This is a genomic window from Mycoplasma sp. 613B, assembly GCF_054343485.1.
The window spans coordinates 1-15724 of sequence record NZ_JBTGVH010000024.1 but is presented as its reverse complement, the minus strand read 5'-3'; the positions used below and the strand labels follow the sequence as shown (position 1 = coordinate 15724).

Below are 15724 nucleotides of genomic sequence, written 5' to 3'. Positions count from 1 at the left end.
ATAAAATACAAATAGGTTATAAAAACACTGGTGCACTTTATATTTCATTTAAGGATCTAATTATAAAATTAGATTAATTATTAATTAATATCCCATTTTTTTAATTACTTTTTCGTTATTTACTCAATTTTTACTTACTTTCACATTGGTAGAGAGAAAAATTTTACTATTAAAAAGTTCTTCAAGTTCTTTTCTTGAATTTATTCCTATTTGTTTAATCATTGCTCCGTTTTTACCAATAACAATTCCTTTTTGTGAATCTCTTGAAACATATATTGTTACATCTATTTGCATTGAATGTTCTTTTTCAATAAAATCATTAACTATAACAGCAATGTTATGAGGCACTTCATCTTCTAAAAGATTAATAGCGTTTTTACGAACAATTTCTTTTGCAAGAAAACGCATACTTTTATCTGTTATATCTTCAACTGGATAAAAAGGTTCTGATTCATAGCTATACTTTTTAATTTCATTAATTAATTCTTGAATTGTTTGTTCATAAGTGATGGATGTACCTAATACAAGGGAAAATCCTTTGGATTTGAGTTGTTCTGCTTTTCTTTTAAGCATTTCTTTATCAGAAACAAGATCCACTTTTGTAATAAGAGCAATTTTATTTTTAAAATTTTTGATTTTTTCTAAAATCATAAAATCACCTGTTCCAATTTCTTGATCAGCAGGTTGTAAAAATAAAATTAAGTCTGCGTTTTTTAAAGATTCATAAGAACTATTGTTTAATGAATCACCTAATTTTTGCTTGCTTTTATGAATACCAGGAGTATCAATAAAAACAATTTGATATCCTTCTTCATTATAAATTCCGTTTATTTGATCTCTTGTGGTTTGTGGTTTTGCACTTACTATTGATAAATCATATTGTAAGATAGCATTAAGTAAAGATGATTTTCCAACATTTGGTCTACCTATAATTGCAACAAAACACACTTTCATTAAACTTTAATATCCTCACTTAAAATAGGGAAAGGAACCATTTCAAGAACAGTATTTACTCTGCAAGTACCATCATTAGAATATTGAAATATTTTACCATTAAGTGGCATTAATTCACTCATAACTTGCCTACAACCTGCACAAGGAGAGATGAATTCTTTTTTCCTTGATATTATGTGAATTTCGGTAATTTCTCTTGGTTTAAATCCGTAAGAAATAGCTCCAAAAAGAGCACTTCTTTCTGCACACATTCCAGAAGGATATGCAGCATTTTCTACATTAACACCATTTCATTCTTTTCCGTCTTTATTTTTTAAAATTGCAGCAACTGCAAAATTTGAATAAGGTGAATAAGAGTTATCTAAAAGTTTTTTTAATTTTATGTACATTATCTACTAATCTCCATTTTCTTCATTATTTTATCAACGTGATAATTCATTTTATCTTCATCTTCTTTTGTTAGATGATCAAATCCAAATAAATGAGCTAAACCATGAGCAAAAAGATAGCAATATTCTCTTTTTAGTGTGTGACCATATTCTTTAGCTTGTTCTTTAACTTTTTGATAAGAAATAATTATTTCTCCAAGTGGTAAAAAATCTAAAAAATCAAAATCACTTCAATTAGTTCCAAAAGAAAGAATATCTGTAACTTTATCTTTTTTTCTATATTCTTTGGAAATTATTTTAATTTGTTCATTATCCGTGAGTAAAAAATCAACAACAATTTTTTTTCTAGCTTTAAATTCTTGATGTGCAAGATTTAAAATCTCTTTAAATTCTTTCAAGTAACGAAATTGATAGTTTGTGTTATTTGAAAAATTCAATTTATTTTCCTTTATCATATTTAAAATTATAATATTTTTTTATAATATTAAAAAAATATTCTCTAAAATTTGAGAATATCTATTTTTAGTCTAAATCTATTTCGATTTCGTTTTCTTCTGCATTTTGTTGTTGTTTGCTTAATTGCTCATCTTCTTGTGCTTTTGTTAATTCAATAACTTTATAATCATTTGATTTTTTAAGTTCAACTTTTGGTTGTTCTTGTTGCTTATCTTTGTTTGCTTTAGGTTCTTCAACAGGAGTATCTTTTGGTTCAGAATCATCAACAATATCGATTTCACTATCTTGTGATTTAGCAGCTTGCTCTTTTAATTCTTGGTCTTCTTGTTCTTTAGAAACTGAAATAACACTGAATTTTCTATCAAATTGTTTTGGTATTTCATCTCCGATTGTAGTTCAAGTATTTTCAGGATCTTGATTTTCTAATTGATCATGAAGTTTTTGTTTTTGATCTGGTGTTAACTCTACTTGTGGAGTTTTTGGTTGAACTGGTTCGATAGTTGAATTGTCTTGTCCTTCTACTGTGCTGTTGTTATCTTTAGTTTTATCAATTTTATTAAGTTGATCGTCAAGAATTTGTTTTTCTTCTTTTTTAGTAACATCTAATTTTGTAAATTTTCTGTTAAAACTTTGTGAGTTATCATCACCAATAGTTGTTCAAGTGTTTTTTAGATCTTGATTTTTTAGTTGATCACTAAGTTGTTGTTTTTGTTCAGAAGTTAAAGGAATTTGTGGTGTTTTAGGTTTTTCTGATTTACTGTCAGTATTGTTATTATCTTGTCCTTCAACTACACTATTGTTATCTTTTGTTTTATCAATCTTCTTAATTTGCTCATCAACAATTTCTTTTTCTTGCTCTTTAGTAACCTCTAATTTTTTAAATTTTCTGTCAAAAACTACAGGTTCAACGTTACCTATCGTAGTTGATCTATTATTTAAATCTTGTTTTAAATATTGTTCATTTAAAATTTCTTTTTGTTGCTTAGTTAAAGGAATTTGTGGTTTTTTTGGTTCTGAAGGTTCACTAGTTGAATTGTCTTGTCCTTCTACTGTACTATTATTATCTTTAGTTTTATCGATTTTATTAAATTGATCATCAAGAATTTGTTTTTCTTCTTCTTTTGAAACGTGTAAGACTTGAAATTTTCTGTCAAAAACAACTTCAGAATCTTGTGTTTGAGATTTTGGATTTGTTGTTGCAGTATCTGGATTTTGTGAATCAGTTTTAGTTTTGTCTGAATTGTTATTTAGTTTTGGATTTTTAGTTTTTTGATCAATAAAACCATTTTCAGGTGCTTTATCTTTATCTTTTTGAACAGCTTGTGTTTTATTATCATCTTTTGGTTGTGAATTACTTGGATTTTGAGATTTGTTTTTGTCTTTTATTTTCTCAGGATCAGAAACTTTAACATCGTTTCCTGGTAGTTCTGCAATTGGTGTTATTACAGGGTTTGGATTTTCTTTAACTGGTTCAGTTTGTGTTGTTCCCGATCCAGGATTTTTAGGTTCGCTAGGTTTAGTTTCTGTTGTATCATTACATGAAATTACCATACTTATTGGTAATAATGGACTGGTTAAAGCCAATTTTGGAAATACCTTTTTAATTTTTTTACTCATTTTTCTCCTTTTTTCTAATTTATTTAAATTAAATTATTAATTTACATAATATATAGAAATACATAAGAAAATAAAGAGTGCTTCTATATATATATATATATATAGCAGTTAGTAACTTACTAACAATTTAATTAAAAAGAACTTAAATAAATATATTTCAATTATAACTCTTAAGTTACAAAAATAAATATAATTTATATTAAAAAAGGCAAAAACTGAGTTTTTTACGCTTTTTTTGAAGTTTTTTAGTTTTAAAAAATAAATAAATAAGAAAATTTAAGTATATTTTGTAATAAAAAAAGGAATTTTTTATATAATTATAAAGTATATGGAATAGTACCCAAGAGGCTGAAGGGGATACGTTGGAAACGTATTAGGAGAGGCAACTCTCGCGCAGGTTCAAATCCTGTCTATTCCGCCATTGCTCAGGTGGTGAAATGGTAGACACGCTAGATTGAGGTTCTAGTGCGAGAAATCGCGTTCGGGTTCAAGTCCCGTCTTGAGCACCATATCAAAAAGACCTTTTAATCCGCTTTTGCGGATTTTCTTTTACTTTTGAAAAAAAATGAAAATTTTTGAATTAAATATATTGAAAAATACTTTAAAATGATATAATTTGTTTGTTTTTATCTATAATAAGTTTAATGATAAAATCAGAAAGGAGTAATGTGGAAGATTCAAAAAATAAAAAAATTATGTCTTTTGCAAAACAAAAGGAAATAAACGAATACATAAGAACTAAAAAGATTTTAAAACCTATTGAAATTGAACAAAAATTCCAATTAACAAAAAGTACTGCAAGAAGATACCTTCTTAAACTTGAAGAAGAAGGTTATGTTAAAAGACCTTTTGGTGAAATTGTTTATAACGAAAAAAGAAATTATTTAGATAAAATTGTTATTGACGAAATTAAAGTAAATGTAGAGGCAAAAAGGAGCATTGCTAGAACAGCTGCTGTTTTAGCGAAAGATTACTTAAACATTTATTTAGATGCAGGTTCTACTTGTTATTATTTACTTGAATATTTAGATACTGATGTTAATATTTTTACAAATTCTATCCATAATGCTATGAAAGCTGTTGAAATGGGATTCAAAAATATTTATGTAGTAGGTGGAAAAATAAAACATAAAAGTCTTTCAACAAATTCTCATGATTTATCAGCTATTGAAAATTTTAAATTCCAAATAGCATTTTTAGGTGTTAGTGGTATTGACGAAAATGGAAAACTAACAACAACAGAAATAGGTGATGGGAAAATGAAAAACTTTGTAGCTCAACATTCTGAACTTGTTGTTGTTTTAGCGACCGAAGAAAAATTTGGATTTGGAACATTCTATGATTTTACACCATCTGACAAATTAGTTTTAGTAGTTACAAATTATAAAAAAGAAAAAGAATTTGAAGGATTGAATTTAATTAGAACTAAGGATGAATATTAAAATGCAAGAGCTTAAAAAATTAAAAGAAATACAAGCAAGCTTACAAGTTTTTTATCAAAAAACTAACAATATACATTGAAATATTAAAGGGATTGAATTTTTTGAAATTCACGAAGAAACAGATAAATTAAAAGCAGAAGTTTTAGGATTTATTGATGAAATTGCTGAAAAAGTAGTGATGAAAAAATCACAAGCAATTGGAAGTTTTAAAGAAATTTTAGAACTTTCATTTATCAAAGAAGAATCAACAAAAGAATTTGACTATAAAACAGCTTTACAACTTCTTGTTTTGGATTTAGAAACTTTATTAAAAGAAAGTGAAAGTTTTGAATGAAGTGCAAGAGTTCAACCAATTTTTGATGAAATTTTATTATCATTTGATAAATGATTATGACAATTTTCAGCAATGTTAAAAGAAATTAAATAAATATTCTTTATTTTTTTTCTTTTTAATGTAAAATTATAAAATATAAATCTATAATAAAATTATCTTAGATATACAGAGGGGGAAAAATGGCTATAGTTCCAAAGAGAAAAACTTCTAAACAACGTAAACATAAAAGAAGAACTCATGATGCTTTAGTTGTACAAAACTTAATTAAATGTACAAACTGTTCAAATGGTATCCAACAACATAGAGTATGTAGATTTTGTGGTTTTTATAAAGGACAAAAAGTTCAAGGTTTTACAGCTTTAAACGACAAATAATTATTAATCAAATTTATTAATAACGTATAAAAACTAATATATTTTAATTTAAAATCAAGGCTTTAAGCTTTGATTTTTTTCTATTTGAAGTAAAATTATAATAGTAAAATTAAATGAGGTTAAAAATGTATAAAAACATAGAGTTAAAAGATAAAGAAATTGCTAATGCAATAAATAAAGAACTTCAAAGACAAGAAGAACACATTGAATTAATAGCTTCTGAAAATTATGTTTCAGAAGATGTATTAAAAGCAACAGGAAGCATTTTAACTAACAAATATGGTGAAGGGTATCCAGGAAAAAGATATTACGATGGTTGTGAAAATGTGGATGAAGTAGAAAATTTAGCTATTGAAAGACTCAAGAAATTATTCAAAGTAAAATTTGCTAATGTTCAACCTTATTCTGGTTCGACAGCAAATGCAGCTGCTATTGCTTCAATTGTAGAACCAGGAGGGAAAGTTTTAGGAATGTCACTAAGCTCTGGTGGTCACTTGACACATGGATATAACATAAATTTTTCTGGAAAATTTTATCAATCATTTTCTTATGATGTTGATTCTAATGGTTTGTTAGATTATGAGCAAATTTTAAAAGTAGCAAAAGAAGTTAAACCCAATTTAATTATATGCGGTTATTCAGCATATTCAAGAACAATAGACTTTTCTAAATTTAGAAAAATTGCAGATGAAGTAGGTGCTTACTTAATGGCTGACATTGCACATATAGCTGGACTTATTGCTTCAGATTTACATCCATCACCTGTAGAATATGCAGACATAATTACTTCGACAACTCACAAAACATTAAGAGGTGCTCGTGGTGGTATCATAATGACAAATAATGAAGAAATTGCTAAAAAAATCGATAGATGAGTTTTTCCCGGTTATCAAGGTGGTCCTTTATTTCATAGCATCGCAGGAAAAGCGGTTGCTTTTAATGAAGCACTACAACCTTTTTTTAAAGACTATTGCAAACAGATTATAAAGAATTCAAGGGCTTTTTCGGAAGAATTTCAAAAAAATGGAGTAGAAATAATTTCTGGCGGAACTGATAATCACTTATTTACTATAAATGTTAAAAAATCTTATAAAACAACAGGTAAATCAGCTTCTTCTATTTTGCAAAAAATCAATATTACCGTTAATAAAAACACAATTCCAAATGATGATGAATCTCCTTTTGTAACTTCAGGAGTTAGACTAGGAACTGCTGCAATGACTTCTAGAGGTTTTAAAGAAAAAGAATTTAAGCAATTAGCCAATATTATAAATAAAGCTTTGTTAAATAGTGAAAACCAAAAAGAGTTAGAAGCATTAAAACAAGAAGTAATAAAATTAACTAAAGATTTTCCTATAAAAAAATCTTATTGAAACTAAAATGAAACCAAAGAAAAATTATTTAATTTTTAACTCATTTAAAATAGATTGAAAAGAAATTTTATTCAAAAAACAAAGCAAAATTATTTTATTTTTTAAAATTTTTGTCTTGATATTATATTCAATTTATTTTACAATAAACTATGTATTTTTTAATAATTTTATAAAACTCAATAATTATAGTCATATCAATTTAGAAAGCAAAGTTCTGTTTTCAGTGACTTATTGATTTTTTAGTTTTGTATCTTATTTATACTTATTTAAAATTTACACTGGTGTACAATTACATTTGTGAAAAATTAAGTATTATTTTATATTTGCTTCTTTGTTTCTTCTAACTTCTATTGCATTTTTTGGTTTATCTTTATTTTTATACATTAATGTTGATACTTTCAGTAAAGAGAAGTTTACCTTTAATTTAAATTTAGCAGTTTATTTACTTTTATATGTAATAGTTTTAAATTGTGCTTACAATTTTTACAACTACTTTATTTTTAAAAAAAATGATGTAAAACTAAAACTTAAATATAAATGAACTATTTATTCTTACGTAAGTAAATTTATTTATTATTTTGCTTTTTTAATTTTTTATATTAACTTTTCTCTATATGTAGAAAAAACTGGAATAAGTAATATCGCAAATTATCCTTTTTTCCACTTTTTAATAAATGATTGAAAAATATCAGATTTTGTTTTAAAAACTTTATTAATTATTGGTTTATGTATAACTCTTTTTCCTTTTGTTTATAGTTTTTTCAATTTTTGGGAAATAAAAGCAAAAAATAAAGATTTTAATAAGCTATTTTTATGAATTTCAATAATTTCAATGTTTTTAACCTTGCTTTTATTTTTCATTCAGTTTGCTACTCATTTCCATTTCAAAGCGTGAAATTATATTTATTTAGGTTTTAGTATTGTAATAATTTTAATTTACTATTTTTTAGTCTTAAATTTTAAAAACATTTTTAAAACAGATCAAATAATAAAAATTTTTACTTTATGCTCAATATTTCTTTTATGAATGTTATTTTATTTAATAAGAATTCTTTTTGATTTTAATTCATCTAAAAATGTTTCTGGAATTCAAATTACTGATATAAATCTTTTTATAAATGGTATTTCTAACTTTTTAATCTTAGTTTTATTTTGTTTAAAGCATAGAAAGTGAGATTTATTTAAAAGGTTATTTGTTAGATTATTTGTTAACTTTTTTACTTTAATAATTACAATTGTCTTTTATTTAAAAAATAACAATTTATTTTATTTAATTAATGAGTTTTTAAATATTGAAGTTTTATTTTATTCTATTATAATTTTTTATATACTATTTAATATTTTGTTGTTATCTTTTTACAATTTATTAATTTTAAAATCAACAAAAAAAGGAGTTAAAAATGTTTAATTTTTTAAAAAAAGAAGAAAGAGAATTTAAAAAAATCCGTAGTGAACTAAAGAAAAATAACGATTATTTTTGAATTTTAGAAAATTACAATAAATTTATAAATGATAATCAAACAGTGCATTTAAAAGACATTTTAAACAATATAAAACTGCTTTTAAATTCAAAAGAAGAAATTGAAAACTTTGATTCTTTTTTTAAAATTTATGAAAAAAGTTTTTTTGAAAAAAAAGAAATTGATTTTGGTCTTTTTTCAATTATATGAATGAAAAACGATAAATTTATTTTCCCAACAATAAAAAAAGATAACATTTTTTTACAAGAAAAATTAGATTTTTCAAACAATGAAATTTTTAAAAATATTCAGAACATTTTTACTGAATATGTTATTGATGTAATTCAAAAAGAAAAAAAGTTAGTTTTAATTGATGGAATTATTATTTATTTTAACAAAGATGAAAACTTTGAATTATTTTACAATGAAAAACAAATTAAAAGAGTAAAAAATGAAATCTAACAACTCAAATTCACTTAAAGTTTTTGAAAATCTTCATGCAACAACTAAAATTAGTAGATTAAACACAATTTTAAAAATTTCTAATATTAATAAAGGTTTTGAAGAAAAAGTTTTTTCTTCAATTAATGTAAAAAACATTCTTTTTTCAATTGAAAATAGATATAAATTAAACTCTTTTTTCTTTAAAAAATCTAATAAAGAAAAAAATAATTCCAAACTTTGAATTTATGTTTCTGAAAAAATAGAATTAAATTATCTAAACTATAACAACATAAATGATGAACTATTAAAAAAGTTTAACTTTAAGAAGGATTTTTTAATTACAATTGGTATTGAAGCTATAAATTTTGCAAACAAAAATAAAATTATTCCTATTTTTCAAACTGAAAATACAAATGAACAACAAATTTATGAACTGGAAAAAATTATTTCTGAAATTTATGGAAATAAAATTGTCTCAGAAGTAATTTTTGTTTTAAATTCCAATAGAATTAAAGATAATTCCATCACAATTTTACCTATTGATAAATTTAATTTTGATTTAAATAATTCAACTAATTTCCAGCAAATTTCTTTTACAAATGAACATTTAATTTTTCCTGATATTTTCAATTTTATTAAAAATCTTTTTTTAATTTATTTAAACTCTATTGTTCCTGCTTTAATTTATGAATCATCTTTTTTTAAGTTAAAACAACAATTAATTCACGAAACAAGAATATTAAAAGAAATTGAAAAAAATATAGAAAATATCAAAATTAAAACAAGGGAATTAAAAAGACAGAACTTAACGGAAGAAATTGTGTTATTATCACAATTACCAAAGGAAAATTATGAAGAGTAAAGTTTTAACCAGTTTATGATCAAAAAATCTTATTTTTAAAAAAAAGAAGTCTTTTTTTAATGTAAATATTATTAAAAGTAATAAAATTATAGAAATGTTTTCTGAAAGCAATATTAACATTTATATTCCAAAAGAAAAAAACTATTTTTCATTTAAAGAAAATGTTTTTTGTTCTTTAGATAATGCAATTATAAAAATTAGAAATAAAGAAAATATTATTAAGCTATTTTTAGTAGATAAAACAATAATTAAAAATGATAAAAATTCCAAAACTTTAGAAGTAATAGTTTTTAATTATATTAAGCAACTTTTTTCTATTAAAAATGATAAAATTAAATTAAAAGAAATTAAAATTAAATATAAACAAGCTAAAAAAAAGTATAAAAAGGTTTTTAGACAAAGTAAAGTAGGTATGGATATTAATGATATTCTAACAAAATATAAGGTTGTTGAAGAATATGAAATTTTAAAAATAATGAAAGGATCGAAGATATATTTTAAAGATGAAAAAACGAAATAAATTTAAATTTTTTAGAAGATTATTAATATCAACTTTGCCCATAATTCCTGTATTTTCATCAATTTCTTTATTAAGCAACAATGAAATTGATGAAATAGATAATTACAAAACAGAACAAGTTGATCATATCCTTTCTACTTTAAAAAATAAAATTGCTAAATTATATACTCAAAGCTTACAAGAATTAAAAAATTCTTTTCCAACTAAAGCGGAATATGAAAAAAATAGATATTACCAAATTCTTAATAATAATTTTTCTATTATCGAAAATTCTCTTAAAAGTTATATTAATAATGACTTTGATTTTCTAAAACAAGAAACTTATCTGTCTAGAAATTCCATTTCAAACGAAGAATCCAAAATCATCAATACTCTCTCAAAAGATGAAAGATTAAACATTTTATCTTCTTTTTTAAATAGAATAAATAATGTTTATATTAGTGATTCCAATTGATTAACTAATCCCGGTAATTTCCCTATTTATGGTTACGATTTCAACTTAGATGATAAAGAAATAACTGATGTTGAAAAAACTAAAATTAATAGTATTATCTTTAATTTAGAAAATCAAGTTAGAAATTTCAATGGTACAGATTTTATTGCATATAATATTCAAGAAAAGCTAAGAGAACATATTTATAGAGATAGAAATATCTTAATGCAAGCTAGAAATGAAAATAAATTAGGAATAATAAAAATTAAACCAGAAGCTCTTGAAAAAAGTGCATTCAATTTAAAGAAAAATGATATTTATATTGAAAAGCCTAATCCAGAATTTAAATATACTGATGAATTTATTGTAAAAGATCCTGAAATTACACAATCAAATAACGGTAGAACTATTGACATAAGAGCAAAAATTAATTTAAATAACGTTTTTCTATTTTTTGATGAACATTTCGAATTTAAATACTCATTTTTTGAATATGAAAATTTATTATTAAATAACTATTACAATAATTTAATTGAACAAAAAAGAATATACTTAAAAGATACATCAAAAAATAAAAATTTCGATGAAATAACCGCTAGTGATTTTTATAGTTTTGATCCAAATGATAAATTTAATTTTGAAATAAATTCAATAGAAAAACATATTTTGGAATCAGAAAGAAAAGATGTTTTAATCAATTTTACATTAACAAGTAAAATTGATACTAATTCTTTTGAAATTATTGCTCCAAATCAGCATTATTTATTCCAAAAAAAAGGGAAATTCCTTTATGAAAATATTTTATTAAATAAAGTTCAAGATATTAATTTAGCTGATGAATTACCTTTAAATTTAACAGATAAAGGAAAAGAAATAACAGCTTCTAACGCAAGATTCTATAGTCCTTTAGAACAAATTGCTTATGTTTCAGGTGATACTAAAGGTTTTGATTACAAAATTAAAAAAATAGTAAAAAAAGCTGATAGTGATGGAACAATAGGGATTGCAGAAGTTCAAATAAGCAATGGAGAAGAAACAAAAAATTATTTTACAGAAGTAACCGGATTTAAAAAGGAAGAAAAACATATTAACCCTGATAATCCTGAATTTACTCAAGAAGACAAAGATAACATTTATAATAATATGTTTAAAGAAAATGTTGATGTTTTTAATAATTTTTTAAATAAAGAAGATTTACATAATTTAACAGAAGAGCAAAAAGCAGCATTATTTGCTTCTGCATTTCTTTTTTCTGAAAATAATATAAAAAATAATATTTCTAATGTTATAGAAGAAGTTGAAAATAATCCTGATTTTTCAAACTTAACTAAACAAGAAAAAACAGAAAAAATAGAAGAAATTTTAAAAAATGATTACAAAGAGTTATTTGAAAACAATAAAAATCTTTTAGATACAGCTATAGGAGCTGCTATTGATGGCAAAGCAGAAAAAATAAAAAATATTCTGGAAAATAATAATAAAATTGACTCTGAAATTGCAAAATCTATTTTAGACAAACTTGAATTACAAAAAAACGAAATTAAAGATATTCTTAAAAAAGAACCTGATCCAATTTTTGACGAAAAAATTAAAAATATAGTTGAACAAATTGATGATCAAACTAAAAAAATCCTTGCAGATAATGCAGCAAATTTTATTAAAAATTTAAATCCTTTAGAAATTAAAAAGGTTAAAAACTCTGTAGAACTCGGTATTTTATGATCTATAGTAACTGTAGGTTCTATTATTTCTCTTGCAAGTTTAATGACTATTTTATTTTTAATTTTTAAAAGAAATAAAAAAATAAAACAAAAATTAACTTTACTACTTTCTTCTGGTGTTTTAGGTAGTTCAACTCTTGTTTTTGTGATTTATATATTATTAGAATTGATGAGGTAAAATGAAAAAAAATAATCCAATTGTAAAATCGATAAATAACTTTTTAATTAAAGTTGAAGGTGATTTTAATTACGAACAAAATCAATTTTTTAAAATCAATAAAGATCTTTATGGTTTTTTACTTTCTGCAAGTCAAGATAGAGCTGATTTAATTATTTCTAATCCTAACACTAAAATTGAGTTAAATAAAGAAATAGAACCTATTTTATTTGACAAAATAGAAACAAATAGTGGTTTTTTTGGAAAAATAATTAATATAAAAGGTGAAATTTTAAATAAAAATTATAAAGAAAATAACAATATTATTTCTTTTGGAAAATCTGAAATTTTTAAAACTGCAAGAGGAATTAATGAAAGAAAAAAAATAAATCAACCTTTATTTACAGGATATTTTGGAATTGATTTATTTACTCCAATAGGAAGAGGTCAAAGACAACTAATTGTTGGTGATCGAAAAACGGGAAAAACCCATTTAACTCTCTCTTCCATTATCAACAATTGCTCTGATAATAACATAAGATTTATTTATGCTTCCATTGGACAAAAAAATAGTTCTATTTCAGAAATTTATGAAATTTTAAAAAATAATGGTTGCTTAGATAAAAGTATCATTATACACGCTGAATCAGATAATTCTTATGATCAATTTTTATTACCATATGTTGCAATGGCTCATGCTGAAAATTTATCTAAAAATAATTTTGATGTTATTTTAATATTAGATGATTTAACTAAGCACGCAAATATTTATAGGGAAATTTCTTTATTATTGAATAAACCAGCAGGTAGAGAAGCATTTCCTGGAGATGTCTTTTTTACTCATTCTAAATTATTAGAAAGAGGTGGAAATTTTAAAGATGAAGGTTCTATAACTGTTTTTCCTATTGTGGAAACAAATTCTGGCGATATTACTTCTTTTATATCTTCCAATATAATTTCAATTACCGATGGGCAAATTGTAATAAGTAGTGAACTATTTAATTCAGGAATTATTCCGGCTATAAATTATCCAATTTCTGTTTCTAGAACAGGAAGTTCAGTTCAAAATAAACAAGTTTCTGAATTATCAAAAGAGTTGACTAAAGTCTATAATAACTATATAAAAAATCACAATCTTAATGATATTAAATTTAATCTTTCAGATACCTTTACTAAAACTTTAAATCAAGGTAAAAATATTGAAAAAATATTAACTCAAAAAGGTTTTAATAATTATCTAAACACAGGGGAAATTATTTTATTTTCAAAACTAGTAATTTGAAACATTTTAGATGCTAATGAAGACAATCAAGACTTATTTGAATTTATTTTCAGTTTTTTACAAAAAAACAAATGAGCTAATAAAATTTATAATAAACTCATTTGTTCAGAATTTGTAGATGAATTTCATTTTAAAAATTTTATAATTAATGCAATTAATGATTTTTACAATTATAAAGGAATAACAAAGAAAATTAGTCAAGAAATAAATTTTAAAAAAATAAATGAAAATGAAATGAAAGAGTATTTAGGTGAATAAAATGAATGGAAAAATTTCAAAAATTTTAACAGATGCAGTAGAAATTCAATTTGATATTGAAAACGATTTTTCAAATAATAATCTAGAAATTGGAAAAATAATTAGTGATTTAAAAGAAGAAAATATTTTACTTGTTGAAAAAATAATTTCCAATTCTGTTGTTAGAGCAATTATCATTCACAATCCAACTAAGTTATTTATTAATCAAGAAGTTATATTGCAAGTTAAAAAACTCCAAGTTCCTGTAGGTTTAAAAACTAAAGGAAACATTTTTAATATTAAAGGAGAGTCTTTAAATCAACCTAAATCAAAATTCAAAATGATAGATTTGGATTCAACAATTACAAAAGTTAAATTTGAAACTAAAAACAAGTTATTTTTAGAAACAGGAGTAAAATGTATTGATTTTTTTATTCCTATTTTCAAAGGAACTAAACTTGGAATTTTAGGAGGAGCTGGAGTAGGGAAAACAGTTTTAATGAAAGAATTAATCTTTAACTTATCTTCACAAAAACTTAATAATAAATTGACTTCTATTTTTATAGGTTCTGGTGAAAGAACAAGAGAAGGTCAAGAATTACTAGATGAATTAAAAGAATCTAATTTACTGGAAAAATCTATAATTTTCATTTCACAAATGAATGAAACAGCTGGTTCAAGAAATAAAATAGTTCCTATGGGAATAACTGCAGCTGAATATTTAAGAGATGTTGAAAAAGAAGATGTTTTACTTTTTATTGATAATATTTATAGATTTATTCAAGCAGGTAATGAGTTATCTTCTTCACTTGGAAAAAAACCGTCAGCTGTAGGTTATCAACCAACACTAAATTCCGAAGTTTCTTATATTGAAGAAAGACTTAATGAAAATGAAAATGGTGGAATAACTTCTTTTCAAACAGTTTTTTTACCTATGGATGATATAAATGATCCAGGTTCCATTGCTGTTTTTAGTCATTTAGATTCTGTTTTAGTTTTATCAAGAGAAATAGCATCTAATGGTATCTTTCCAGCTTTTGATCCACTAAAATCTAATTCAAGTTTATTAACAATTGAAAATATTGGAAAAAGACATTTTGATGCACTTACAGAAACTAAAAAAATTCTTCAAAAATATGAAGAATTAAAAGATATTATCCTTATTTTAGGTTTAGAGCAACTGGATAATGAAAACTGAATAATAGCAAGAAAAGCTATGCAATTAATTAATTTTTTTAGTCAAAAATTAAGAACAGCAAGTAATTTTACAAAAGAAAAAGGAGAATTTATCTCTATTGAAAAAACTATTAGTTCAGTAGAAAAAATTGTTTCAGGAACTTATTTAAATATCCATCCAAAAGAGTTTTTATACATTAATTCAACAGAAGAAATTGATTTAAAATTAGAAAGGTTAAACTAAATATGATTTTAACTCAAATAATAGTAGGAATATTAGCTATTATTATTACGCCTTTTTCAACTGTTCCACAACTTTATAAAACTTTTAAAACTAAACACGTTGGTGTAGTGAGTTTTACAACTTTTTGAGTATTGTGATTAAGTTATATTTTTTGAATTTTTTATTCAATTTTTAAAAATGAAATTTCTATTTTCATGCTTAATTGTAAGATCAAGTGCACCACTTTAAAGTAAAATTTAAAGTATGGGA

16 protein-coding genes and 2 tRNA genes are annotated in these 15724 nt (G+C 23.4%); 14 read left to right on the top strand and 4 right to left on the bottom strand.

Going from position 1 to position 15724, the window contains the following annotated elements:
• Window positions 1–84: 84 nt before the first annotated feature.
• From era to ACXX87_RS03700, 4 genes are all read right to left on the bottom strand, one after another.
• Complete coding sequence (era, locus tag ACXX87_RS03715) at window positions 85–954, bottom strand: GTPase Era (protein ID WP_458557613.1); 870 nt, start codon at window positions 952–954, stop codon at window positions 85–87.
• Entirely contained in the window at window positions 954–1343 is a 390-nt protein-coding gene (gene cdd / locus ACXX87_RS03710; protein WP_458573298.1) for a cytidine deaminase, read from the bottom strand. The genes era and cdd overlap by 1 nt, the downstream gene beginning before the upstream one ends.
• On the bottom strand, window positions 1343–1798 hold the full coding sequence (gene ybeY / locus ACXX87_RS03705; protein WP_458561071.1) for an rRNA maturation RNase YbeY: 456 nt from the start codon (window positions 1796–1798) through the stop codon (window positions 1343–1345). The genes cdd and ybeY overlap by 1 nt, the downstream gene beginning before the upstream one ends.
• Window positions 1799–1865: 67 nt before the next feature.
• Entirely contained in the window at window positions 1866–3416 is a 1551-nt protein-coding gene (locus ACXX87_RS03700; RefSeq protein ID WP_458573297.1) for a hypothetical protein, read from the bottom strand.
• 330 nt (window positions 3417–3746) lie between these two features.
• Here ACXX87_RS03700 and ACXX87_RS03695 point away from each other — a divergent pair.
• From ACXX87_RS03695 to ACXX87_RS03630, 14 genes are all read left to right on the top strand, one after another.
• A tRNA-Ser gene (locus tag ACXX87_RS03695) sits at window positions 3747–3837 on the top strand.
• Window positions 3838–3839: 2 nt separating this feature from the next.
• Window positions 3840–3925 (top strand) — tRNA-Leu (locus ACXX87_RS03690).
• 135 nt (window positions 3926–4060) lie between these two features.
• Entirely contained in the window at window positions 4061–4858 is a 798-nt protein-coding gene (locus ACXX87_RS03685; protein ID WP_458573296.1) for a DeoR/GlpR family DNA-binding transcription regulator, read from the top strand.
• Window position 4859: 1 nt separating this feature from the next.
• A complete protein-coding gene (locus ACXX87_RS03680; protein ID WP_458557616.1) occupies window positions 4860–5285 on the top strand; it encodes a Dps family protein in 426 nt (141 codons plus the stop codon).
• A gap of 86 nt (window positions 5286–5371) precedes the next feature.
• Entirely contained in the window at window positions 5372–5566 is a 195-nt protein-coding gene (rpmF, locus tag ACXX87_RS03675; protein ID WP_436359163.1) for a 50S ribosomal protein L32, read from the top strand.
• Between the two features lie 125 nt (window positions 5567–5691).
• The gene (gene glyA / locus ACXX87_RS03670) at window positions 5692–6945 is read left to right on the top strand and encodes a serine hydroxymethyltransferase (RefSeq protein ID WP_458559413.1); all 1254 of its coding nucleotides are present in this window, start codon (window positions 5692–5694) and stop codon (window positions 6943–6945) included.
• Window position 6946: 1 nt separating this feature from the next.
• Window positions 6947–8347 (top strand): MSC_0624 family F1-like ATPase-associated membrane protein, encoded by a 1401-nt coding sequence (locus tag ACXX87_RS03665; RefSeq protein ID WP_458559412.1) that lies wholly within the window; start codon window positions 6947–6949, stop codon window positions 8345–8347.
• A complete protein-coding gene (locus tag ACXX87_RS03660) occupies window positions 8340–8861 on the top strand; it encodes an MSC_0623 family F1-like ATPase-associated protein (RefSeq protein ID WP_458559411.1) in 522 nt (173 codons plus the stop codon). Before ACXX87_RS03665 ends, ACXX87_RS03660 begins: the two co-directional genes overlap by 8 nt.
• Window positions 8851–9705, top strand: a complete 855-nt coding sequence (locus ACXX87_RS03655) for an MSC_0622 family F1-like ATPase gamma subunit (protein WP_458559410.1) — start codon at window positions 8851–8853, stop codon at window positions 9703–9705. Before ACXX87_RS03660 ends, ACXX87_RS03655 begins: the two co-directional genes overlap by 11 nt.
• Window positions 9695–10225: a hypothetical protein gene (locus tag ACXX87_RS03650; protein ID WP_458559409.1), complete on the top strand. Its 531-nt coding sequence runs from the start codon at window positions 9695–9697 to the stop codon at window positions 10223–10225. The genes ACXX87_RS03655 and ACXX87_RS03650 overlap by 11 nt, the downstream gene beginning before the upstream one ends.
• On the top strand, window positions 10209–12557 hold the full coding sequence (locus ACXX87_RS03645; protein WP_458573295.1) for a hypothetical protein: 2349 nt from the start codon (window positions 10209–10211) through the stop codon (window positions 12555–12557). The genes ACXX87_RS03650 and ACXX87_RS03645 overlap by 17 nt, the downstream gene beginning before the upstream one ends.
• Window position 12558: 1 nt before the next feature.
• Entirely contained in the window at window positions 12559–14076 is a 1518-nt protein-coding gene (locus ACXX87_RS03640) for an MSC_0619 family F1-like ATPase alpha subunit (protein WP_458559407.1), read from the top strand.
• A gap of 1 nt (window position 14077) precedes the next feature.
• Entirely contained in the window at window positions 14078–15475 is a 1398-nt protein-coding gene (locus tag ACXX87_RS03635; RefSeq protein WP_458573294.1) for an MSC_0618 family F1-like ATPase beta subunit, read from the top strand.
• A gap of 2 nt (window positions 15476–15477) precedes the next feature.
• The gene (locus ACXX87_RS03630; protein WP_458573293.1) at window positions 15478–15708 is read left to right on the top strand and encodes a SemiSWEET family transporter; all 231 of its coding nucleotides are present in this window, start codon (window positions 15478–15480) and stop codon (window positions 15706–15708) included.
• The last annotated feature ends 16 nt before the right edge of the window (window positions 15709–15724 follow it).